Below are 20,843 nucleotides of genomic sequence, written 5' to 3'. Positions count from 1 at the left end.
ATATTCATCTCAATAACGAATGAAATACGATGATTAATACTCTACCTCAAAAGGATAAGACACATGTATTACAACAATTTGCTATAATACAAAATTCATCTCGACCTTCATCCAAAATTCCATTTTCAGACGGCCTTTGTCTGTTTATAAGGCCGTCTGAAATGTTTTCCGTCCATCCTCTTCTGCCGAGCCATGATTCCATCTGATTTCATTGACGAGCTTTTGTCTAAAGTCGATATTGTCGATATTATCGACGAGCAGGTTCCTCTGAAGAAAGGCGGGGCGAACTATATGGCCTGCTGTCCGTTTCACAAGGAAAAGACGCCGTCGTTTTCAGTCAGCCCGACCAAGCAGTTTTACCATTGCTTCAGTTGCGGGGCTCATGGTTCGGCGATTGGTTTTGTGATGGAACATCAGGGGCTGTCGTTTCCGGAGGCGGTACAGTTTTTGGCTGATCGCGTCGGCATGACGGTGCCTAAAGTGCGCGGGCAGGAAGACAATCCCGAAATCCGTGCCGAACGTAAGAAAAAACAGCAGACTTTGGAAGAAACAACGACAGCGGCAGCGGATTTTTATGCGCAACAGTTGAAATTTAATCCGGCGGCGAAGGCTTATTTGGATAAGCGCGGCTTGAGTGCGGAAGTCATCGCGCATTATGGTTTGGGCTATGCACCTGACGGTTGGCAACCTTTGACGCAAGTGTTCCAACCCTATCCGAATACTGCGTTGGTGGATACGGGCATGGTCATCGACAACGAAGGCAAACATTACGACCGCTTTCGCCATCGGATTATGTTCCCTATCCGTAATCCGCGCGGGCAGGTCATCGGCTTTGGCGGTCGCGTGTTGGATGACTCAAAACCCAAATACCTAAACTCGCCCGATACTCCTTTGTTTGACAAAGGGAAAAACCTTTACGGGCTATATGAGGGACGTGCTGCCGTAAAAGAGGCAGGACGGATTTTGGTGGTCGAAGGCTACATGGACGTGGTCGCATTGGCGCAGTTCGGCGTCGGCTACGGCGTAGCGGCTTTGGGTACGGCAACTACGGCGGAACACGTCAAAATCCTGATGCGTCAGGCCGACAGTATTTATTTTTGTTTTGATGGCGACAGCGCGGGACGTAAAGCGGCTTGGCGCGCGCTGGAAAATGCGTTGCCGCAATTAAAAGACGATAAATCGCTGCATTTTCTCTTCCTGCCCGAAGAACACGACCCAGACAGCTACATCCGCGCCTACGGCAAGACTCAATTTGAAGATGCCTTGTTAAACCAAAGCAAGCCTCTATCCGAATACTTTTGGGAACATCTTTCAGACGGCCTCAACCTCAATACGCAAGAAGGCAAAGCAGAATTGGTCAAAACCAGTTCTCCGCTCTTGGCTCAGATTACCGCGCCGGCATTGGGCTATCTTCTGAAACAAAAACTCAGCGAGCTCGTAGGCATTGACCCGGACAACCTCGCCCAGTTACTCGGACAAGAAGCACCAAAGCAGCACGTCAAACAAAAAAGTTACAAACTGCCGCCTATTTCTGTCAAACAGCCAACCATGCTAACGCTGGTTCAAAGACAGATACGCAGCCTCTTGATAAATCCGGCTTGGGCTTCATATATAGACCTGCCCGATTATCTGGCTTTAAGCGGCGACTTCGCCTGCCTTGCCAATTTGGCCGAAACCATCAAGCATCACGATACGACTCCTGCAACTGCACAAGTGCTTGAATATATGCGCGGTTCGCCCTATGAGGAAACCGTCAATCAAATCTTTTTATCAACCCTTCACTCTGAAGAAATGGAAGGGGATGACGAAGAAGATTGCGAAAGTTTCCAAATCGGCATGAAAAAGTTGTTAAATGAATTAAAATACAGTCAAATCGAAACTTTAAAGCAAAAAAGTATTCAAACTGGTTTGACTGAAAATGAAAAAAGACTATTGCTGTCACTTTTGACGGCAAAGCAAAACTAACCCCTCAGGCCGTCTGAACAATCTAAACACACGCTGCGAAACATGACACGCAGAACACTCCATCTGTAATATTTTCAGACGACCTCAGAGTATTAAAGTGAAATCTGATTTCACAACAAAAAGCTCTGCTCCGCCTTCAGGTACGGCCACATCACCGTAAACCGTCGGCATCCTATCAACCTAGAGAGCAATCCATGTCTAAAAATCAAAACTACGAAGAATACCAAGACCAAGACGACAACCGTCCCTTAAGTATCGAAGAGCAACGCGCGCGTCTGCGCCAACTCATTATCATGGGTAAAGAACGCGGCTACATCACTTATTCCGAAATTAACGACGCCCTGCCCGACGATATGTCCGATGCCGAGCAAATCGACAACATCGTCAGCATGATTTCCGGCCTGGGTATCCAAGTAACCGAGCAAGCCCCCGATGCTGAAGACATCCTCTTGAGCGACAACGCCGCCGCCATGACCGACGACGATGCCGTTGAAGAAGCCGAAGCAGCACTCTCCAGTGCAGATTCAGAATTTGGCCGCACTACCGACCCTGTGCGTATGTATATGCGTGAAATGGGGCAAGTCGATCTGTTGACGCGTGAAGACGAAATCATCATCGCCAAAAAAATCGAAAATGCACTGAAAAACATGGTGCAGGCAATCTCCGCCTGCCCTGGCTCGATTGCCGAAATTCTGGCTTTGATCGAACAAGTCCGCAACGACGAAATCCGTGTTGATGAAGTGGTTGAAGCCATCATCGACCCTAATGAAGTCTTGTTGAACGAATTGGGCTTGGGTCATTTGGAAAATGCCAAACCAGATGACGAAGAAGGCGAAACCGTTAGCGATGATGAAGATGGCGACGATGAAGATGAAGACGATTCAGGTAGCGACTCTGAAGCCATATCCGCTGCCCATTTGGCCGAACTGAAGCAAAAAGTTTTGGAACACTTCGCCTTTATCGAGAGCGAATACGGCAAAATGATCAAGCAGTTGGAAAAATACGGCAGCCTGCACGCCAACTACCTGAAACACCGTGATGCCATTGCCAACAAACTGTTAGAAGTCCGTTTTGCCACACGTCAAATCGAAAACCTGAGCAGCAACCTGCGCAGCCGCGTTGAAAACATCCGTAAACTCGAACGCGAAATCCGCGACATCTGTATCGACCGCGTCCGCATGGAACGCGACTACTTCATCAAAAACTTCCTGCCCGCCATTACTGATTTGAAATGGGTAGAAGAAGAAGTAGCGAAAGGCCGTGTATGGGCAAACGCATTGGATCGTTTCCGCCACGCCATCCTCGAAAAACAAACCGAGCTGGCAAATATGGAAGCCGAAACCCGAATTTCCATCGAAGAGTTGAAAGAAATCAACAAAAACATGGTGTTAAGCGAGAAAGAAACCTCAGCAGCCAAACAGGAAATGATTCAGGCCAACTTGCGTTTGGTTATTTCCATTGCCAAAAAATACACCAACCGCGGCTTGCAGTTCCTTGATTTGATTCAAGAAGGCAATATCGGCCTGATGAAAGCGGTGGACAAATTCGAATACCGCCGCGGCTACAAGTTCTCAACTTACGCCACATGGTGGATCCGTCAAGCGATTACCCGTTCTATCGCCGACCAAGCGCGTACCATCCGTATTCCGGTTCACATGATTGAAACCATCAACAAAATGAACCGTATCTCGCGCCAATACCTGCAAGAAACCGGCGAAGAACCTGATTCTGCCAAACTGGCCGAGTTGATGGAAATGCCGGAAGACAAAATCCGCAAAATCATGAAAATCGCCAAAGAGCCGATTTCCATGGAAACACCGATTGGCGATGACGATGATTCGCACTTGGGCGACTTCATCGAAGATGCCAACAACGTTGCTCCGGCAGAAGCTGCGATGTACACCAGCCTGCACGAAGTAACTAAAGAAATCCTCGAAAGCCTGACGCCGCGTGAAGCCAAAGTTTTGCGTATGCGTTTCGGTATCGATATGAATACCGACCACACTTTGGAAGAAGTCGGCAAACAATTTGACGTAACCCGTGAACGTATCCGTCAAATCGAAGCCAAAGCACTGCGCAAGCTGCGCCACCCAACCCGTAGCGACCGCCTCCGCAGCTTCCTCGACAGCGAAGAAAACAAATCATAAAAGCAAACCGCAGGTTAAAAAGCCTGCGGTTTTTTATTGCAATACAAAAAGGCCGTCTGAAAACCAAATCCCAAAAGATTTAATCGTTTCAGACGGCCTTAAATTTATTTTGATAATTTATTCGGCCTCAGTGGTTTTCTTTTTCGGACGACGGCGGCGACGTTTGAGTTTGCCGTCAGTTGATCCACTTTGTTTCTGACGTTTGTGATCATTGGCTGCTGTCATTTGCTGGCGTGTTTCCTCATCGGCATGTTGGAAAGTTGTCCACCAAGAAGCCATCTCTTTATCAACCTCGCCAATCTCGCTACGCAAAATCAGGAAATCATAAGCAGCTCGGAAACGGGCTTGTGATAGCAGACGATATGGGCGTGCGCCGCGCATATTGTCGAATTGCGGCTGAAATTGCCAAATTTCACGCATGGTTGCAGAAAATCGTTGCGGTACGCCCCAACCTTTCTCTACCGTATCGCGCATGGTGTTCATCGCATCCATCAACGCAGGGACAGGTTTTTGACCATGGCTTTGATTGCGTTGCCAAATGGCGTTTAGTGTCGGCCACAATACCGACGCCAATACAAAACCGACGGAAACAGACTTATCCGCACGAAGGCGCTCATCGGTATTTTTCAAGGCCAACATAATCATACGGTTTTCAGTCGCTTCGGCAGTTTTCAAGGCATCTAAAAGCGGATGGATGCCTTCGGGAATACCCAACTCGTTCAACCGTTTCAAACAGGCACGTGAATGGCCGGAAAACAGGATTTTCATGATTTCGTCAAAAAGACGGGCCACCGGCTCATTTTTCAGACGGCCTGCATATTTGGCAATCGGCAAAGCGGTTTGCTCTTCCACTTCAAAGCCCAACTTGCCCGACAAACGGACGGCACGAAGAATACGGACTGGGTCTTCCTGATAGCGTTCGGCAGGATCGCCTATCATCACCAATTTTTTATCGGCAACATCAGCCACGCCCTGATGGAAGTCCCAAATCTCCTCTTTAATCGGGTCGTAATACAGCGCATTGCAAGTAAAGTCGCGACGCATGGCATCTTCTTCAATGCTGCCGTAAGTATTGTCCTTCATAATGCGGCCTTGCGCATTTTGCTGAACCTTATCACCACCGCGGAACGTCGTGACTTCAATAGTTTCAGGGCCGATCATCACATGAACGATTTGAAAGCGGCGGCCGATAATGCGGCTGCGGCGGAATATTTTACGGATTTGCTCCGGCGTGGCATCGGTTGCAATATCAAAATCTTTGGGCTCGACTCCGAGCAACAAATCCCGAACGGCACCGCCCACAACATAAGCCTGAAAACCGGCTTCATGCAGGCGTTTGGCAATTTTCTCCGCGGCAAAGCTCAACATATCCGCACGGATACCGTGTTGCTCAAACGGAATAATTTCCTTTTCGGGCAACGATTTGACGTGTTTTTTAGGCAACACTTTATGCAGCCATTTTTTTAACATAAGCAGCTCTTTTCACAATAAAAAAGGCCGTCTGAAACTTGTCTGGCTTAAGCCTTTGCACAATATTCTGCCGCAGAAGGCGCAAAACATTGAGCAAAGGCTTCAGACGGCCTAAAAAAGACGTGCCATTATACCTTATGGAAGTTCGATTAATTAGCGTATTGGCAAAAAATATCGGCTATAATGACGGTCTGACAACGATTCAGGCAGAACATCATGTACCACTACAAATCCGAAGCTACCCAATTCCTCGACAAACTCATGGAAGACAATCCCGAAATGGAAGCGCAACGCCTCGAAAACCGCCATTTGCTGTGGGATGTTACCCTCAATCCAACAGAGCAGGCCGAATTTGAAGCGGCCAAAGTCAACAAAAAACCCTACACCTACTACCAAGACTAATCCCGTATCGGCATGACGACCAACACGCACAATACCGATCCGGCATTACAACATTACCTCAACAGCATCGGTCAGCACGAACATCCCGTTTTGACCGCATTGCGCGAGCGTACCCAATCACATCGTCTGGGAAAGATGGCCATCGCCCAAGAGCAGGCGGCCATGTTGGTGTGGTTGGCCAAATTGTTGAATGCCAAAAAATATTTGGAAGTTGGCGTCTTTACCGGTTATAGCAGTACCGCCATGGCGCTTACCCTCCCCGAAGACGGCAAAATCACGGCTTGCGACATCAATGTAACCTTTACCGATATTGCCCGCGAAACATGGCAGGCAGCAGGCATAGCGCATAAAATCTCGCTTCATCTGCAACCGGCTTTGCTGACTTTGGACGATTTGATTGTGCAAGGCGAATCGGAAAGCTATGACTTGGCGCTTATCGATGCCGACAAACCGCCTACGCCGAAATATTTTGAACGCTGTTTGCAACTGGTACGGAGTGGCGGCGTAATTGCCATCGACAATATCTTATTGGGCGGGCGCGTCATGAATGAAGCTGCCGAAAACGATCCGCCCAGCTTGGATATCCTGCGCCATTTCAACCAAAATTTGCCGCACGATACACGCATTACTCCCATTACCCTCCCTATCGGCGACGGTTTGACACTGCTACTAAAAAAATAAAACGACACAATCCGATGAAAACATTATCACATTCCCTGTTTCTTTTACCGCTTACTCTATTGGCCGCATCATGTGCCGTTTCCCATCCTCCTAAACCTGCCGACAATGCCAACTTTGTCCTGCCGGATATTCCGCGCGAGCCTTTGCCTGAAAAAAATATTCCCTATCCGCGCTTGGACGAACAAACCCAGATTGACCACTTGGGCATACAAATTGCCCGACTGGAACGCACCGTTGAAGAATTAAATCAACGCCTGCACACATTGGAACAACAGCGAACCATCAAACGCCCAACCCCTTTGGCTCCCAAACCCAAAGCCCAGCGTTTGGACGACCACAAGCTGAAAATGAACTATTTGGCCAATGGCGGCGGCGTGCCGTCTGAGACAGACTCAGCTTCGCAAAACGAACTGCGCCTTTATAATCAGGCGCAAAAATACTACCAACGCAACAACTTCTCCGCCGCAGTGGCCATTTTGAAAGAGGCTGACGGCGGTAATGGCAGCGAAATTGCCCGCCGAAATATGTATCTGCTTCTGCAAAGCCAACAGCGGCTAGGCAATTGCGAATCCGTTATCGAAATCGGCAACCGCTACGCCAACCGATTTCGCAACAGCCCGCAAGCTCCTGATGCCATGTACAGTATCGGTCAGTGCCAATACAAACTGCAACAAAAAGACATCGCCCGCAGCACATGGCGCAAACTGATACAAAGCTTCCCCAACAGCGAAGCGGCAAAACGCGCTTCCATCAGCCTTAAACAAAGATAAACGTTCAGACGGCCTTGTCATCCCCTAGGCCGTCTGAACATTTTTTACCCTTAATCCATTCAAGCAAAAGGAACTCCTCATGATCCAAGTCGGCATTATTATGGGCAGCAACAGCGATTGGCCGGTGATGCAGCAGGCGGCACAATTTCTCAAAGAATTCGGCGTTGAATATGAAGCGCGTGTCGTCTCTGCACACCGTACGCCTGATTTGATGTTTGAATACGCCGAAACCGCACGCAAACGCGGCATCAAAGCCATCATTGCCGGCGCAGGCGGCGCAGCGCATTTGCCGGGCATGGTCGCCGCCAAAACCACGGTTCCCGTCTTGGGCGTTCCCGTTCCCAGCAAATATCTGCGCGGCGAAGACTCCCTTCTTTCGATTGTTCAAATGCCCAAAGGCGTTCCTGTTGCCACATTTGCCATTGGCGAAGCCGGTGCGGCCAATGCAGCGCTGTTTGCCATTTCACTTTTGGCCAACGAAAATCCTGAATTGGCTGAAAAACTGGCGGCTTTCCGTGCCAAACAAGAACAAACCGTTCTAGCCATGGAATTGCCTGAAGCATAACGGACTAAGGCCGTCTGAACGTTGTAAATGGAAACTTTGATTTCGTTTTACGATTGTTCAGACGGCCTTAGTCTTTTATCAAATTAAATTAATGCCATGAAAACACTAGCATTTATCCTACTCTCCACCATGCTTTGTGCCTGCCAAAGCCCAAGCATTCCTACTCAATCAACTGCCATTCCATCTCAGCAACAAGCCCAAGATACAACCGGCAATCTGATTATCTTCTATGATGCCCAAACCGGTTCCGCGCCATTGCTAAAAGCAGTAAAAACCTCAGGTGCAACTTTGATTTACGAATACAAAAACCTGCACGGTATTGCTATCCGTCCATCTTCCAAGACTAATATTGAAGATGCCATTGCCTATTTCAAAAAAGTAAACGGCGTATTGTCCGTCGAACAAGATAGGCTGCTGAAACTTCAATAACCGAGTTGGTTCTTTAGCCTAATAAAAAAGCCGTCCAAAACGTATTACAACGTTTTCAGACGGCCTTTTACTTGTTCAAAGCATTAAATCATGCCTCTGCCTTGCGCTTTTGGCTTGGCTTGGCCGAATTCCAATTTACTCAGCGCAGACAAATAGGCTTTGGCAGTTGCCACCAATACGTCGGTATCCGCACCTTGGCCGTTGACCACACGGTCGCCACGTTGCAGACGGACGGAAGTTTCGCCTTGGCTTTCTGTACCTTGAGTTACCGCATTGACAGAGTAAATCTGCAAGGTCGCGCCACTTTGTGCTACGCTTTCAATGGCTTTGAAGATGGCATCAACAGGGCCTGAGCCGCTAGCGGAAGCGTGTTTTTCTTCACCGCGAATACTGAACACAATATCGGCGCGCGGTTCTTCGCCGGTTTCAGTGCTGATTTTTTGGGAAATGAATTTGTAGCTTTCGGTATTCATATTGCCCATTTCGTCAGACACCAAAGCGTGCAAGTCTTCATCAAATATTTCGCGTTTCTTATCCGCCAGCTCTTTGAAGCGTGCAAATGCTGCATTCAACGCCTCTTCGCTTTCCAACTCAATACCCAAATCTGCCAGCTTGGTTTTGAAAGCATTACGGCCGGAGAGTTTACCCAAAGTCAGGCGGTTGGTTGACCAGCCAACTGATTCGGCAGTCATGATTTCATAGGTTTCAGGGTGTTTCAACACGCCGTCCTGATGAATGCCTGATTCGTGTGCAAAGGCATTTGCACCAACTACTGCTTTATTTGGCTGAATCGGATAGCCGGTAATGGTGGACACCAGTTTGGATACCGGCACGATTTGCGTGGTATCGATGCCGGTTTCCAAGCCAAACAAATCATGACGCACTTTCAACGCCATCACGATTTCTTCAAGGCTGGCATTGCCCGCGCGTTCGCCCAAGCCGTTGATGGTACATTCCACCTGACGCACACCTGCCTGAACAGCGGCCAGCGAGTTGGCAACCGCCATACCCAAGTCGTTGTGGCAGTGGGTCGACCAGACTACTTTGTCGCCGTTGGGCACGCTTTTGATGATGTTGCTGATACGCTCGTACCATACGGAAGGTATGGAGTAGCCGACAGTATCGGGAATGTTGATAGTAGTCGCCCCCGCTTCGATAACCGCCGTAAAGATTTTGGCAAGGAAGTCCAAATCCGAACGCACTGCGTCTTCGGCAGAAAATTCCACATCATCAGTGTATTCTTTGGCAATTTTCACCGCTTTGACCGCCGCATCAATGACCTGCTGCGGCTTCATTTTCAGTTTGTGCTCCATGTGGATGGGGCTGGTGGCGATAAAAGTGTGAATACGTTTTTTCGGAGCAGGGGAAACAGCTTCGCCTGCTTTACGCACATCGTTTTCAACGGCACGAGCTAATGAGCAAACTGTAGATTTGGTAATGATTTTGGCAATCGCATTAACCGACTCGAAATCGCCCGGGCTGGCGGCGGCAAAACCCGCCTCAATCACATCCACTCCCATTTTCTCCAACTGGCGGGCAATGCGGATTTTCTCCTCTTTGGTCATGGATGCACCAGGCGACTGCTCGCCGTCGCGCATGGTGGTATCGAAAATGATAACGCGGTTGGTTTGTGTCATTTCTGTTCTCTCCAGAGATTCGTTTTTTTGTAAAAAAGCATTCAAATCAAGCGGTCTACCTTGCGCTTCCGCCAAAGCGGTCAGTTTTTGCAACTGAGCCAAAGGCAGGGAACCGCGTGTACGCCATTTGTAGATAGCCGCTGTGGTCGCAGCATTTTCCGGGTCGTGCTGTTTCAGGGCTTCGGCCAGCGCGTTTACGCCACCAAAATAGGCAACCAAACGGTCAATGTCTAATTGCATGATGTTCCTTGTCCAAATCTGATTAAGATTATTGTGTTCTGGTTTTGCATTATACTCATTTTAGACAAAACGACAATCTATTTTTATCAAAATATTGGTGTAAATTTTAAAAATAGAGAAATTTTTATACATTTTGTCTAATTTAGACTATTAACAGCCCCTCTCAAACCGAACACATCCTAAATATAGTAAACTAATCCCCTATTTCCCCGATTTGAAACACATTATGCCCCATACCATCCCTACCAACCGCTCCGACATCGAATGGCGCAACGAAAGCACACAAAAGCCACCCAAGCAGGCGGTTTACATCCAAGAAGCAGCCACAGCAGAAATTTTAAAAAATGCCCACGCGCAAACTGCAACTGTCTGGACTGGCGATTTTCACAATGCTAAGCAAGTCTTGGCCGCAATGAAAAAGCGTATCCGCAGGCCGTCTGAAAAAAAGAAAGGCGCACCCGCCGATATTCAGACGGCCTTCCACGCCCACCGTATGAAACAGGCTCAGCAAAGCCGTTTGCTCAATATGCTTGCCGTTGAAATCCAACCGAATTTTCAACTGGACAATGCACGCGCACCCGACATCTACGCCGCCCTGTACGATGTTTACGACACACCAAACGACAAACCGTTTCTCTTACCGCTAAATCAATTACTGGGCTTTATCGGTGCGCACGAATGGCACAAAAAAGGCATAGACATTCCGCAGCTTAATAGAAAAATCCATGTTCCTTTCGGCGTATTCTCTCCACTGCGTGGCGAATATTTGGATTTAATCGCCCAAGCACCACTCGCTCCCAATATTCAGACGGCCTTTGACATCGGCACCGGCTCAGGTGTTATTGCCGCAATTTTGGCCAAGCGAGGCATACCCGACATCATTGCCACAGACACCAACTCAAAAGCAATAGCCTGCGCCACAGCAAACCTCGAACGCCTAGGCTTAGATAAAGCTGTCAGCATTCAATCGATTGATTTATTTCCCGAAAGCTGCGCCGACCTTATCGTCTGCAATCCACCTTGGCTGCCGGCAAAACCGACCTCCGCCATTGAAACTGCACTTTACGACCCAAACAATGCCATGCTGACTGCGTTCATCAACGGCGTACGTCATCACTTAAATCCAAACGGCGAAGCTTGGCTGATTATTTCCGACTTAGCAGAACACTTGCATTTGCGCGATAAAGACTTTTTACAACAATGCTTTCAGACGGCCTCACTCAATGTAGTTGATATTCTGAAAACCAAACCGCAACACAAAAAAGCAATAGATGAATCCGATCCTTTGGCGTTTGCCAGAAACAAGGAAACTACTTATCTATACCGTTTGAAAGCGATATAAAATCAAGGCCGTCTGAACATTCAGACGGCCTTTAAGCATTTCCATAAAAGAAAACGGCATATCCGTAAAGATATGCCGTTGATGGGAGCAGGGACTGCTATATTTGGCAGTGGTTTGTGTTTTAGTCCTCTTGCGCCGCTGTTTGCAGGTAGTTTGGCAAACCAACTTTGCCAATCAATTCCTGCTGAGTTTCAAGCCAGTCAATGTGTTCTTCGTTGATGTCTTTTTGTTTTTCTAACAAATCACGGCTGACGTAGTCTTGCTGCTCTTCTGCAAGAGCGATGGCTGCAACCAGAGCATCATGTTTTTCATACTCTTTTTTCAGATCGCAGGCAATGATTTCTTCGGTAGATTCACCGATCAACAGTTTACCCAATTCTTGCAGATTAGGCAGGCCTTCCAAGAACAAAATACGCTCGATCAAATCGTCTGCGGATTTCATTTCGCGGATGGACTGTTTGAAGAAATGTTCACCTAATTCTTCAAAGCCCCAGTTTTTCAAAATGCGGGCATGCAGGAAGTATTGGTTAATGGTAATCAGCAACAAACCTAAGTTTTTGTTCAGCTCGCGAATAACTAAGCGATCGCCTTTCATATTCAGCTCCTTATACGTTATACGCTAAATTACAGTTGGCTTTGGTAGTAGTTGCCTTCGCCGACCAATTCGATCAGACGCAGTTGTTGTTCCAACCAGTGAGCGTGATCTTCTTCAGTGTCTTTCAGTTGGGCAACCATCAAATCGCGAGTAACATAGTCTTGAGCTTCTTCGCACAATTTGATGCCTTTTTTCAGCGCATCGCGTACTTCGTATTCGGTGTTCAAGTCCGCTTTCAGGCAGGAAACCACGTCGGTACCGATGTTCAGTTCGGCACGGGTCATTTTAGGAGTACCGCCCAACATCAGGATACGACGGATGAAGTCTTCGGCGTGAGTGGTTTCTTCTTCCATCTCGTGGTTCAAACGTTCGAACAGTTTGGTGTAACCCCATTCAGAGTACATGCGAGAGTGGATAAAATATTGGTCGCGAGCAGCCAACTCGCCAGACAATAATTCGTTCATGTAATCAATAACTGCTTGGTTGCCTTGCATAATTCTTTCTCTTTCTTTTAAAAGTTGACGATCACGAAATGAAGATTCGTGTGTTGTTACGGAATGACGTAATTGTATGCACAAGCAGCACTTTTGACAAATTTTCTATTTAAAATACAAACAATTATCAAAAAATTTAACCCGCCTAAAAGGCCGTCTGAAAAATTAACCCCCTGTTTTTAATAACAATTTTTTGAGATTAGTATTAAGAATCCATTGCATCATTCAAAAACATTTACATTCGTTAACCATAAATAAAAGCAAATAATCCAACAAAATCAATCAAATTTAATTATGAATTATTCTCAACTGCTTTTGCCTCATTTTTTTGAATCTTCTACTCGGTCAATACTTAGGAATCGTGCTATAATTACCAGTTATCTTTATTTAAGCACCTAGCTGAAACACATAAATTATCATGAAACAAATCCGCAATATTGCCATCATCGCCCACGTCGACCATGGCAAAACCACATTAGTTGACCAATTGCTGCGTCAGTCCGGTACATTCCGTTCCAACCAGCAAGTAGAAGAGCGCGTAATGGACAGCAACGATCTTGAAAAAGAACGCGGCATTACCATTCTCGCTAAAAATACCGCTATTGAATACGAAGGCTACCACATCAACATCGTAGATACCCCGGGACACGCCGATTTTGGTGGCGAAGTGGAACGTGTATTGGGCATGGTTGACTGCGTCGTACTGTTGGTTGACGCACAAGAAGGCCCTATGCCGCAAACCCGTTTCGTGACCAAAAAAGCCTTGGCTTTGGGTCTGAAACCTATCGTTGTCATCAACAAAATCGACAAACCGTCTGCCCGTCCAAGCTGGGTTATCGACCAAACATTCGAATTGTTCGACAACTTGGGCGCAACCGACGAACAATTGGACTTCCCTATCGTCTATGCTTCCGGCCTGTCCGGCTTTGCCAAATTGGATGAAAACGACGAGAGCAGCGATATGCGCCCTCTGTTCGAGACCATTTTGAAACACACGCCTCCTCCAAGCGGTAACGCAGACGCAACGCTGCAACTCCAAATTTCCCAACTGGACTACGACAACTACACCGGCCGCCTTGGTATCGGCCGCATCCTGAACGGCCGCATAAAACCCGGCCAAGTCGTTGCCGTCATGAACCATGAAGAACAAGTTGCCCAAGGCCGTATCAACCAACTGTTGGGTTTCCAAGGCTTGGAACGCGTACCGTTGGAAGAAGCTGAAGCCGGCGACATCGTGATTATTTCCGGTATCGAAGACATCGGTATCGGCGTAACCATTACTGACAAAGACAATCCCAAAGGCTTACCTATGTTGAGCGTGGACGAGCCGACCCTGACCATGGACTTTATGGTCAACACTTCTCCTTTGGCCGGTACTGAAGGCAAATTCGTGACTTCCCGCCAAATCCGCGACCGTCTGCAAAAAGAATTGCTGACCAACGTTGCCCTACGTGTTGAAGATACTGCCGACGCTGATGTATTCCGCGTTTCCGGCCGTGGCGAATTGCACCTAACCATTTTGTTGGAAAACATGCGCCGCGAAGGCTTTGAATTGGCAGTCGGCAAACCGCGCGTGGTATTCCGTGAAATCAATGGCCAAAAATGCGAACCTTACGAAAACCTGACCGTGGACGTACCTGATGACAACCAAGGCGCCGTTATGGAAGAGCTTGGTCGCCGCCGTGGCGAATTGACCAATATGGAAAGCGACGGTAATGGCCGTACCCGCTTGGAATACCACATTCCAGCACGAGGCCTGATCGGTTTCCAAGGCGAATTCCTGACCTTGACCCGCGGTACCGGCTTGATGAGCCACGTTTTTGACGACTACGCACCGGTTAAGCCCGATATGCCCGGCCGTCACAACGGCGTACTGGTTTCTCAAGAGCAAGGTGAAGCCGTTGCTTACGCCCTGTGGAACTTGGAAGACCGAGGCCGTATGTTCGTTTCTCCAAACGACAAAGTCTACGAAGGCATGATTATCGGTATTCACAGCCGCGACAACGACTTGGTGGTAAACCCTCTGAAAGGTAAAAAACTGACCAACGTCCGTGCCAGCGGTACAGATGAAGCCGTGCGCCTGACTACGCCAATCAAATTAACTTTGGAAGGTGCAGTTGAGTTCATCGACGATGACGAACTGGTTGAAATCACGCCACAATCCATCCGCCTGCGTAAACGCTACCTGAGCGAATTGGAACGTCGCCGTCATTTCAAAAAACTGGACTAATCCCGTCTGATTGACGCATTTTAAAATCAAGGCCGTCTGAAAAGTGTTTTAGAAATCCTAGATTTCATTTTTACACTTTCAGACGGCCTTTTATCATCTGTTCAAATAAAATAAATCGGCATTTCTTCCGCTTGTACTGCTGCTTCATCAGCGCGATCACTTTTACGATATTGCCCCGGCGATATCCCATATTGCTTTTTAAATGCCTTGCCAAAATGCGTTTCTGATTGAAAACCGACCGAAAGCGCAACCGATAAAACCGAATCCGCCGTCTGTTTCAACAATAATGCCCCCTGCTGTAAGCGGATACTGTTTACAAAGGCATGCGGGCTTGTTCCCGTCTGCTGCTTGAATACTCGCATTAACTGGGCGCGAGACAAGTTAGCAATCGCGGTCATTTTCTCGATATTCCATTCTTCTTCCGGCTTATCCACTACTGCCTGAAGCAGATTCCGCAGGCGTTTGTCCTGCCAACCATTCAGCAAACCGCTTAATTGCGCTTCCCCATTTTTTTCCAAGCTGGCTCGAAGTAGAAATACCAGCAACACCGAAGCCAATGCGTTCACAACCGCTACCGAACCGGACAAGGCTTGACCGCTCTCATACTGTAACAATGCCACCAAATACTGCAAAGAAGGATGGTTGATATTCAGCAAAACCGTGTCAGGCAGCCCTGCCATAATATCTGCCTGCGCTTCATATTCAAACCGTGCGCAGAAAAGATGCAAAGCCGCATCGCCTCCTGCATGACTTTGCTTGACTTTAAATGCGCCTTTTTCAGTCGTCAGCACGCCAACACCGAGATTTTCACAACTGCTGTCGCTGCTCAAAGTATGCCCTACGCTGCGTGGGAAAAAGATGATATCCCCCGCACTCAGCAGCTTGGCTTCTTGCTCCCCATCAATTCGGATATAACCCGAACCGGCAGTGACGATATGCACCAAACCATGCGCACGCTTTGGCTCATGCCGCACATACCACTCCCCCCGAAAAAGACATTGAACATCCACGCTGCCTTTTACCTGCGCCAATTCGACCAGCCTATCCAAAATATCCATAGTGTTTTTTACCAATAAATGAGATGTTTTGACGATTTAAATCTTCAAATTATTGCAATAATACACACACTAAACACAAACGGATAGGATTTTTTATCTTATCCACTCACATTAAGAAAGGACATATCATGTTTAAAGACTGGCCTGAACACACAGCCTTGGTAAAAAAAGCATTCGGCGAACTGGGTAAAAACCATCCTAAAATGCTGCAAGCCTACGGCGCACTGGATCAAGCAGCCGCTGCCGAAGCATTGGATGCCAAAACTCGCGAACTAATCGCCATCGCCGTTGCCATTACCACACGTTGCGAAAGCTGCATCAGCGTGCATGCCGCAGCAGCAGCCAAAGCAGGTGCAACCGAAAGCGAAATCGCCGGAGCATTGGCCACCGCTATCGCGCTGAACGCAGGTGCCGCTTATACCTACGCTTTGCGCGCTTTGGAAGCAGTAGAAACCCAACGCTAATTGGTTTGTAAAATCAGGCCGTCTGAAAGCCAACTCCCCTTTCAGACGGCCTGATGAAATGCTAAACTGATAAAGTTATCATATTGTTTTCTGTCTAATAGGAGATTGAACCATGAAGAAACTGCTGACCGCCGTACTTTTTGCTGCCGCTATTGCCACTCCTTTGGCCGCTTCCGCAGCCTCTATGCCTAAGGTTGAAAAAAGCGTGGCACAGCCTGCAAAAGCAAAAGGCGTTTGGATTGATGTCCGCTCTGCCGAAGAATTTAAAGAAGGCCACTTGCAAGGTGCGCTCAATATCCCTCATGACCAAATCGTTGACCGCATCAAATCCGTCAGCCCGGATAAAAACGCACCGGTAAACCTCTACTGCCGCAGCGGCCGCCGTGCAGAAGCCGCGCTGACTGAGCTGAAAAAAGCCGGCTACACCAACGTAACCAACCATGGCGGTTATGAAGACTTGGTGAAAAAAGGTTTGAAATAAACCTAGTTGATTTTAAAAAGGCCGTCTGAAACTTTTCAGACGGCCTTTATTGCCATTACAGACAGCAACTTCCAAATCTAAAACGTTTGCTGAGACCGGTTTCGTGAATCAATTGTTTGATAACCAAAATATTGGTGTTATCGGCCAAGGCGCGAATGCTGTGTGCTTCCATCGGCTCAAGACGGATAACTTGTAAGCCTTCGGTTTGCAAAACTTCGTCCACCGTTTTGATTTCAGCTTTGCCGTTTAAAACCAAAAGCAAAATAATCGCATCCGCCTCATATGCCGGAATTTCATTATTCTTCTGCAGTGAAAGCTGAACAATCTCCTGATTGCCGTCTGAAGCAATCACGCCGCCCAATAAAGCTTTGGGGTCTAACTCATAATGTTTCATTATTATCCTTTCCGCCCAAACGTTGCCGATTCGTGGACAATCGCTCAAGCAAACCAGTACAATACCGTCCATCTTACCGATAGACACAATATTGTCACATGAACATATTAATCTCAAACGACGATGGTTATCTTGCGCCCGGTTTGGCTATTTTGGCAAGAGTGTGCGCAGAATTTGCCAATGTTAGAGTGGTTGCGCCCGAACGCGATCGTAGCGGCGTCAGCAATTCTCTGACTTTAGACCGTCCTTTACAACTGAAACAGGCGGAAAATGGGTTTTACTATGTGAACGGCACGCCTACCGACTGTATTCATGTCGGTCAATACGCCCTTGCCGATTTCAAACCCGACTTAGTTTTGTCCGGCATTAACAACGGCGCAAACATGGGCGACGATACACTTTATTCCGGTACGGTTGCCGCCGCGACGGAAGCCTACCTGATGGGTATTCCCGCCATTGCTTTCTCGCTTGCCGACTCCAGCGGCCGTTATTGGGAAACCGCAGAAAAAGCCGCTTGGATCCTGCTTTCCTACTTTCTCAAACGCCCTATTTCCGAACCCATCTTATGGAACATCAATATCCCTGCCGTCGCACCTGAGGATATCCAAGGCATAAAAATTACACGGCTCGGTCGTCGCCATCATGAACAAAGCATTGTTCCCATGTATAATCCACGTGGCGAACAAATTTATTGGATTGGGCCGGTCGGCGATGTTTCCGACAGCGAAGAAGGTACCGACTTTGGCGAATGCGCGTCCGGCTTCATCACGATTACCCCCCTGCAAGTCGATTTGACTGCCTACGGACAAATGGAGCAAACCGCTTCCTTTTGGTCAGAAATCCCTGCGCCTTAACAGTCCCTAACAGCCGAACACTTGAGAAACAAGCATATTTTTATTATGATATGCTCCGACGAGAACAATTACCCGAATACGAAAGTCATTAACATGTTGAAAAAAAGTGTATCTTATGCCGGATCGGCAGCTTTGGTTTTATTACTTGCAGCCTGTGCCAGCCAACAACCGGCTCCTGTAGTCGTCGGCACACAAAGCGGTGGTTCAACAACAGGCTCTACCGCTGACAATCCTTACGGTGCAGCGCCTTACAATACCAACACCAGCCCAGCGGCAGATGCTCCATACACTCCGCCGGCAAGTACACCTGCCCCAACATACAACAGCGGCAGCACCGGCACTTACACGCCTTCTTACGCGCCTGTTGATATCAATGCAGCGACACATACTGTTGTTCGTGGTGATACCGTTTACAACATCTCCAAACGCTACAACATTACCCAAGACAATCTGCGTGCATGGAATAACCTGGCCGACAACACCATCAGCATTGGTCAAACCCTGCGCGTGAAACCTGAAGGCTACGTTGCACCTGCAGCTTCTGCAAGCAAACCTTCTACTCCAACAACGACAACCACTGCTCCGGCTCCAAGCACACCTGCCAATACACCAACCGTGTCTACCGGCAGTAGCCGCAACGTCAGCGGCATCACATGGCAGCGTCCGACTACAGGTAACGTTATCGCCAACTTCGGCGGCAGCAACAAAGGTGTAGATATCGCCGGTACACAAGGTCAGCCTGTTGTTGCAGCGGCAGACGGTAAAGTCGTTTACGCAGGCTCAGGCTTGCGCGGTTACGGCAACTTGGTCATCATCCAACACAACTCCTCATTCTTGAGCGCATACGGCCACAACCAACGCCTGCTGGTTAATGAAAACCAAACCGTTAAACGCGGTCAAACCATTGCGCACATGGGTAACACCGATGCATCTCGTACCCAGTTGCACTTTGAGATCCGTCAAAACGGCAAACCGGTCAATCCGGCAAATTATGTTGCCTTCTAAGCTGATTCAAGCAACCTAATTTCAATTCAATCCCTTCCTAAATGTCATTTAGGTAGGGATTGTTTGTACCGGTTTCACATGAAATTTCATCTTCCCTTTCTTTATACCCTGCTATTGGGCGGTTGCGCTGCGTTTTTGCCATCATTGGACGAACGCACCCAAAGCAGTTATCTTGACATACCTGCAACGCCGCGGCTGGACAGCGCATTAGGCATTCCTTCTACATCCTCCAAGACTGATGTTTCCCATATCTATCTGCTGAACGATGCCCATGAAGCCTTTGTCGCCCGTGCCGCCCTGATTGAATCCGCCGACCATACCCTCGATTTACAATACTATATCTGGCACAATGACATCTCCGGCAAGCTTCTATTCAACCTGATTCATCGCGCGGCCGAACGCGGCGTCCGTGTGCGTTTATTACTGGACGACAACAACACCAACGGTATGGATGATCTCCTGTTGGCACTCGACAATCATCCCAATATCGAAGTCCGTCTGTTTAACCCCTTTATTTTCAGAAAATGGCGTGCACTCGGCTACGTTGCCGATTTTCCTCGTCTCAACCGCCGAATGCACAATAAATCGTTTACCGCCGACAACCGTGCCACCATTTTGGGCGGACGCAATATCGGCGACGAATATTTTAAGGTTAACGACGATACCATCTTTGCCGACCTCGATATCCTCGCCACAGGCCGCGTAGTAACCGAAGTTTCCCAAGACTTCGACCGCTATTGGGCAAGCCACTCCGCCTACAACGCGACCAGCATCATCAAACGGGGAAACCTGCAAAAAGGATTGGCAGAGCTCGATTACACCGACCAAGATAAAAATCAAACGCTCATCCGCTACCGTCAAAGCATCGAACACTCCAACCTCTATCAAAAAATGCAGAGCAACCTTATGGAATGGCAAAGCGTCAGCACACGTTTAATCAGCGACGATCCGGCCAAAGGCTTAGACCGAGACCGACATAAACCGCCTATTTCCGAACGCCTGCAAGACGCCCTCAAGCAACCCGAAAAAAGCGTTTACCTTGTCTCCCCCTATTTTGTGCCCACAAAATCGGGCGTTAAGGCCATAGAAAAGCTGATTCACAACGGCGTGGACGTTACCGTTTTGACCAATTCGCTCCAAGCAACCGACGTTGCCGCCGTCCATTCCAGCTACGTCAAATACCGCAAGCCCTTGCTTAAAGCTGGGGTCAAACTCTATGAGCTCCAGCCCAACCACGCCGTTCCGACCTCCAAAGACCGCGGCTTAACCGGTAGCTCAGCTACCAGCTTGCACGCCAAAACATTCATCGTGGACGAGAAACGCATTTTCATCGGCTCCTTCAACCTCGACCCACGCTCCGCACGCCTCAATACCGAAATGGGCGTCGTCATCGAAAGCCCCGAAATCGCAGGCCAAATGCAGCGCACCCTCGTAACGACCACTCCAAGCTACGCCTATCAGGTAACGCTTGGCAATTACAACAAACTATACTGGTATGACCCAAGCGAAAAACGAACTTACGCACACGAACCCGAAGCCAAGTTCTGGAAACGGGTTACTTCAAAAATCCTGTCCATCCTGCCCATAGAAGGATTATTATAGAGGCCGTCTGAAAACATA

The 20,843-nt window shown here is 48.2% G+C and carries 20 protein-coding genes; 14 read left to right on the top strand and 6 right to left on the bottom strand.

Translation table 11 applies throughout. The annotated features are described in order from the left end of the window. Positions 1-192: 192 nt before the first annotated feature. Entirely contained in the window at positions 193-1,965 is a 1,773-nt protein-coding gene (dnaG, locus tag HMPREF2560_RS05120; RefSeq protein WP_070608920.1) for a DNA primase, read from the top strand. 194 nt (positions 1,966-2,159) lie between these two features. Continuing rightward, positions 2,160-4,112: an RNA polymerase sigma factor RpoD gene (rpoD, locus tag HMPREF2560_RS05115; RefSeq protein ID WP_070608919.1), complete on the top strand. Its 1,953-nt coding sequence runs from the start codon at positions 2,160-2,162 to the stop codon at positions 4,110-4,112. Positions 4,113-4,229: 117 nt separating this feature from the next. Here rpoD and HMPREF2560_RS05110 read toward each other — a convergent pair whose 3' ends face one another. Then, positions 4,230-5,582 carry a polynucleotide adenylyltransferase PcnB gene (locus tag HMPREF2560_RS05110; RefSeq protein WP_070608918.1) on the bottom strand — a complete coding sequence of 451 codons (1,353 nt, stop codon included), beginning with the start codon at positions 5,580-5,582 and terminating at the stop codon, positions 4,230-4,232. A gap of 216 nt (positions 5,583-5,798) precedes the next feature. On the opposite strand from HMPREF2560_RS05110, the gene HMPREF2560_RS05105 reads away from it, so the two are divergent. The 5 genes from HMPREF2560_RS05105 to HMPREF2560_RS05085 all read left to right on the top strand — a co-directional run bounded on the left by HMPREF2560_RS05105 (position 5,799) and on the right by HMPREF2560_RS05085 (position 8,429). Continuing rightward, on the top strand, positions 5,799-5,984 hold the full coding sequence (locus HMPREF2560_RS05105) for a DUF3460 family protein (RefSeq protein ID WP_003680728.1): 186 nt from the start codon (positions 5,799-5,801) through the stop codon (positions 5,982-5,984). Positions 5,985-5,996: 12 nt separating this feature from the next. After that, complete coding sequence (locus HMPREF2560_RS05100) at positions 5,997-6,665, top strand: class I SAM-dependent methyltransferase (RefSeq protein WP_070608917.1); 669 nt, start codon at positions 5,997-5,999, stop codon at positions 6,663-6,665. Between the two features lie 14 nt (positions 6,666-6,679). Continuing rightward, a complete protein-coding gene (locus HMPREF2560_RS05095; RefSeq protein WP_070608916.1) occupies positions 6,680-7,435 on the top strand; it encodes a tetratricopeptide repeat protein in 756 nt (251 codons plus the stop codon). A 79-nt stretch (positions 7,436-7,514) separates the two neighbouring features. Continuing rightward, positions 7,515-8,000, top strand: a complete 486-nt coding sequence (purE, locus tag HMPREF2560_RS05090; RefSeq protein ID WP_070608914.1) for a 5-(carboxyamino)imidazole ribonucleotide mutase — start codon at positions 7,515-7,517, stop codon at positions 7,998-8,000. A gap of 96 nt (positions 8,001-8,096) precedes the next feature. Then, the gene (locus tag HMPREF2560_RS05085) at positions 8,097-8,429 is read left to right on the top strand and encodes a hypothetical protein (RefSeq protein WP_070608912.1); all 333 of its coding nucleotides are present in this window, start codon (positions 8,097-8,099) and stop codon (positions 8,427-8,429) included. A gap of 83 nt (positions 8,430-8,512) precedes the next feature. On the opposite strand, the gene HMPREF2560_RS05080 is transcribed toward HMPREF2560_RS05085, so the two are convergent. Further along, positions 8,513-10,306 (bottom strand): 2-isopropylmalate synthase, encoded by a 1,794-nt coding sequence (locus HMPREF2560_RS05080; RefSeq protein WP_049330811.1) that lies wholly within the window; start codon positions 10,304-10,306, stop codon positions 8,513-8,515. Between the two features lie 226 nt (positions 10,307-10,532). On the opposite strand from HMPREF2560_RS05080, the gene HMPREF2560_RS05075 reads away from it, so the two are divergent. Then, positions 10,533-11,648 carry a methyltransferase gene (locus tag HMPREF2560_RS05075; RefSeq protein ID WP_070608910.1) on the top strand — a complete coding sequence of 372 codons (1,116 nt, stop codon included), beginning with the start codon at positions 10,533-10,535 and terminating at the stop codon, positions 11,646-11,648. Positions 11,649-11,769: 121 nt separating this feature from the next. Here HMPREF2560_RS05075 and bfr (HMPREF2560_RS05070) read toward each other — a convergent pair whose 3' ends face one another. Further along, positions 11,770-12,243, bottom strand: coding sequence for a bacterioferritin (gene bfr, locus HMPREF2560_RS05070; protein WP_003680736.1), 474 nt, complete (start codon positions 12,241-12,243; stop codon positions 11,770-11,772). A gap of 29 nt (positions 12,244-12,272) precedes the next feature. Continuing rightward, positions 12,273-12,737, bottom strand: coding sequence for a bacterioferritin (gene bfr / locus HMPREF2560_RS05065; RefSeq protein WP_063075816.1), 465 nt, complete (start codon positions 12,735-12,737; stop codon positions 12,273-12,275). Between the two features lie 418 nt (positions 12,738-13,155). On the opposite strand from bfr (HMPREF2560_RS05065), the gene typA reads away from it, so the two are divergent. Then, positions 13,156-14,967 (top strand): translational GTPase TypA, encoded by a 1,812-nt coding sequence (gene typA / locus HMPREF2560_RS05060; RefSeq protein ID WP_070608909.1) that lies wholly within the window; start codon positions 13,156-13,158, stop codon positions 14,965-14,967. A 101-nt stretch (positions 14,968-15,068) separates the two neighbouring features. Here the strand turns inward: typA and HMPREF2560_RS05055 are convergent, their stop codons facing one another. Further along, a complete protein-coding gene (locus tag HMPREF2560_RS05055; protein ID WP_070608907.1) occupies positions 15,069-16,025 on the bottom strand; it encodes an AraC family transcriptional regulator in 957 nt (318 codons plus the stop codon). A gap of 128 nt (positions 16,026-16,153) precedes the next feature. Here HMPREF2560_RS05055 and HMPREF2560_RS05050 point away from each other — a divergent pair, with 128 nt between their 5' ends. Next, positions 16,154-16,489 carry a carboxymuconolactone decarboxylase family protein gene (locus tag HMPREF2560_RS05050; protein WP_003686488.1) on the top strand — a complete coding sequence of 112 codons (336 nt, stop codon included), beginning with the start codon at positions 16,154-16,156 and terminating at the stop codon, positions 16,487-16,489. A 112-nt stretch (positions 16,490-16,601) separates the two neighbouring features. Continuing rightward, positions 16,602-16,970 (top strand): rhodanese-like domain-containing protein, encoded by a 369-nt coding sequence (locus tag HMPREF2560_RS05045; protein ID WP_070608906.1) that lies wholly within the window; start codon positions 16,602-16,604, stop codon positions 16,968-16,970. Between the two features lie 55 nt (positions 16,971-17,025). Here HMPREF2560_RS05045 and HMPREF2560_RS05040 read toward each other — a convergent pair whose 3' ends face one another. Continuing rightward, positions 17,026-17,364: a cupin domain-containing protein gene (locus HMPREF2560_RS05040; protein ID WP_070608904.1), complete on the bottom strand. Its 339-nt coding sequence runs from the start codon at positions 17,362-17,364 to the stop codon at positions 17,026-17,028. Positions 17,365-17,462: 98 nt separating this feature from the next. Between HMPREF2560_RS05040 and surE the strand changes: the two genes are divergently transcribed. The 3 genes from surE to HMPREF2560_RS05025 all read left to right on the top strand — a co-directional run bounded on the left by surE (position 17,463) and on the right by HMPREF2560_RS05025 (position 20,825). Next, entirely contained in the window at positions 17,463-18,218 is a 756-nt protein-coding gene (gene surE / locus HMPREF2560_RS05035; protein WP_070608902.1) for a 5'/3'-nucleotidase SurE, read from the top strand. 93 nt (positions 18,219-18,311) lie between these two features. After that, on the top strand, positions 18,312-19,223 hold the full coding sequence (locus HMPREF2560_RS05030) for a peptidoglycan DD-metalloendopeptidase family protein (protein WP_070608900.1): 912 nt from the start codon (positions 18,312-18,314) through the stop codon (positions 19,221-19,223). Between the two features lie 78 nt (positions 19,224-19,301). Then, a complete protein-coding gene (locus tag HMPREF2560_RS05025) occupies positions 19,302-20,825 on the top strand; it encodes a phospholipase D family protein (protein WP_070608899.1) in 1,524 nt (507 codons plus the stop codon). The last annotated feature ends 18 nt before the right edge of the window (positions 20,826-20,843 follow it).

The sequence above is a fragment of the Neisseria sp. HMSC078H04 genome, from assembly GCF_001838135.1.
Taxonomy (GTDB): domain Bacteria; phylum Pseudomonadota; class Gammaproteobacteria; order Burkholderiales; family Neisseriaceae; genus Neisseria.
Note: the sequence above shows the minus strand (reverse complement) of the source record. Positions and strands in the feature narration are given on the sequence as shown.

Coding starts and splice junctions, on each gene's coding strand:
- dnaG (WP_070608920.1), top strand. CDS start 193: ATGATTCCATCTGATTTCATTGACGAGCTTTTGTCTAAAGTCGATATT.
- rpoD (WP_070608919.1), top strand. CDS start 2,160: ATGTCTAAAAATCAAAACTACGAAGAATACCAAGACCAAGACGACAAC.
- HMPREF2560_RS05110 (WP_070608918.1), bottom strand. CDS start 5,582: ATGTTAAAAAAATGGCTGCATAAAGTGTTGCCTAAAAAACACGTCAAA.
- HMPREF2560_RS05105 (WP_003680728.1), top strand. CDS start 5,799: ATGTACCACTACAAATCCGAAGCTACCCAATTCCTCGACAAACTCATG.
- HMPREF2560_RS05100 (WP_070608917.1), top strand. CDS start 5,997: ATGACGACCAACACGCACAATACCGATCCGGCATTACAACATTACCTC.
- HMPREF2560_RS05095 (WP_070608916.1), top strand. CDS start 6,680: ATGAAAACATTATCACATTCCCTGTTTCTTTTACCGCTTACTCTATTG.
- purE (WP_070608914.1), top strand. CDS start 7,515: ATGATCCAAGTCGGCATTATTATGGGCAGCAACAGCGATTGGCCGGTG.
- HMPREF2560_RS05085 (WP_070608912.1), top strand. CDS start 8,097: ATGAAAACACTAGCATTTATCCTACTCTCCACCATGCTTTGTGCCTGC.
- HMPREF2560_RS05080 (WP_049330811.1), bottom strand. CDS start 10,306: ATGCAATTAGACATTGACCGTTTGGTTGCCTATTTTGGTGGCGTAAAC.
- HMPREF2560_RS05075 (WP_070608910.1), top strand. CDS start 10,533: ATGCCCCATACCATCCCTACCAACCGCTCCGACATCGAATGGCGCAAC.
- bfr (WP_003680736.1), bottom strand. CDS start 12,243: ATGAAAGGCGATCGCTTAGTTATTCGCGAGCTGAACAAAAACTTAGGT.
- bfr (WP_063075816.1), bottom strand. CDS start 12,737: ATGCAAGGCAACCAAGCAGTTATTGATTACATGAACGAATTATTGTCT.
- typA (WP_070608909.1), top strand. CDS start 13,156: ATGAAACAAATCCGCAATATTGCCATCATCGCCCACGTCGACCATGGC.
- HMPREF2560_RS05055 (WP_070608907.1), bottom strand. CDS start 16,025: ATGGATATTTTGGATAGGCTGGTCGAATTGGCGCAGGTAAAAGGCAGC.
- HMPREF2560_RS05050 (WP_003686488.1), top strand. CDS start 16,154: ATGTTTAAAGACTGGCCTGAACACACAGCCTTGGTAAAAAAAGCATTC.
- HMPREF2560_RS05045 (WP_070608906.1), top strand. CDS start 16,602: ATGAAGAAACTGCTGACCGCCGTACTTTTTGCTGCCGCTATTGCCACT.
- HMPREF2560_RS05040 (WP_070608904.1), bottom strand. CDS start 17,364: ATGAAACATTATGAGTTAGACCCCAAAGCTTTATTGGGCGGCGTGATT.
- surE (WP_070608902.1), top strand. CDS start 17,463: ATGAACATATTAATCTCAAACGACGATGGTTATCTTGCGCCCGGTTTG.
- HMPREF2560_RS05030 (WP_070608900.1), top strand. CDS start 18,312: ATGTTGAAAAAAAGTGTATCTTATGCCGGATCGGCAGCTTTGGTTTTA.
- HMPREF2560_RS05025 (WP_070608899.1), top strand. CDS start 19,302: ATGAAATTTCATCTTCCCTTTCTTTATACCCTGCTATTGGGCGGTTGC.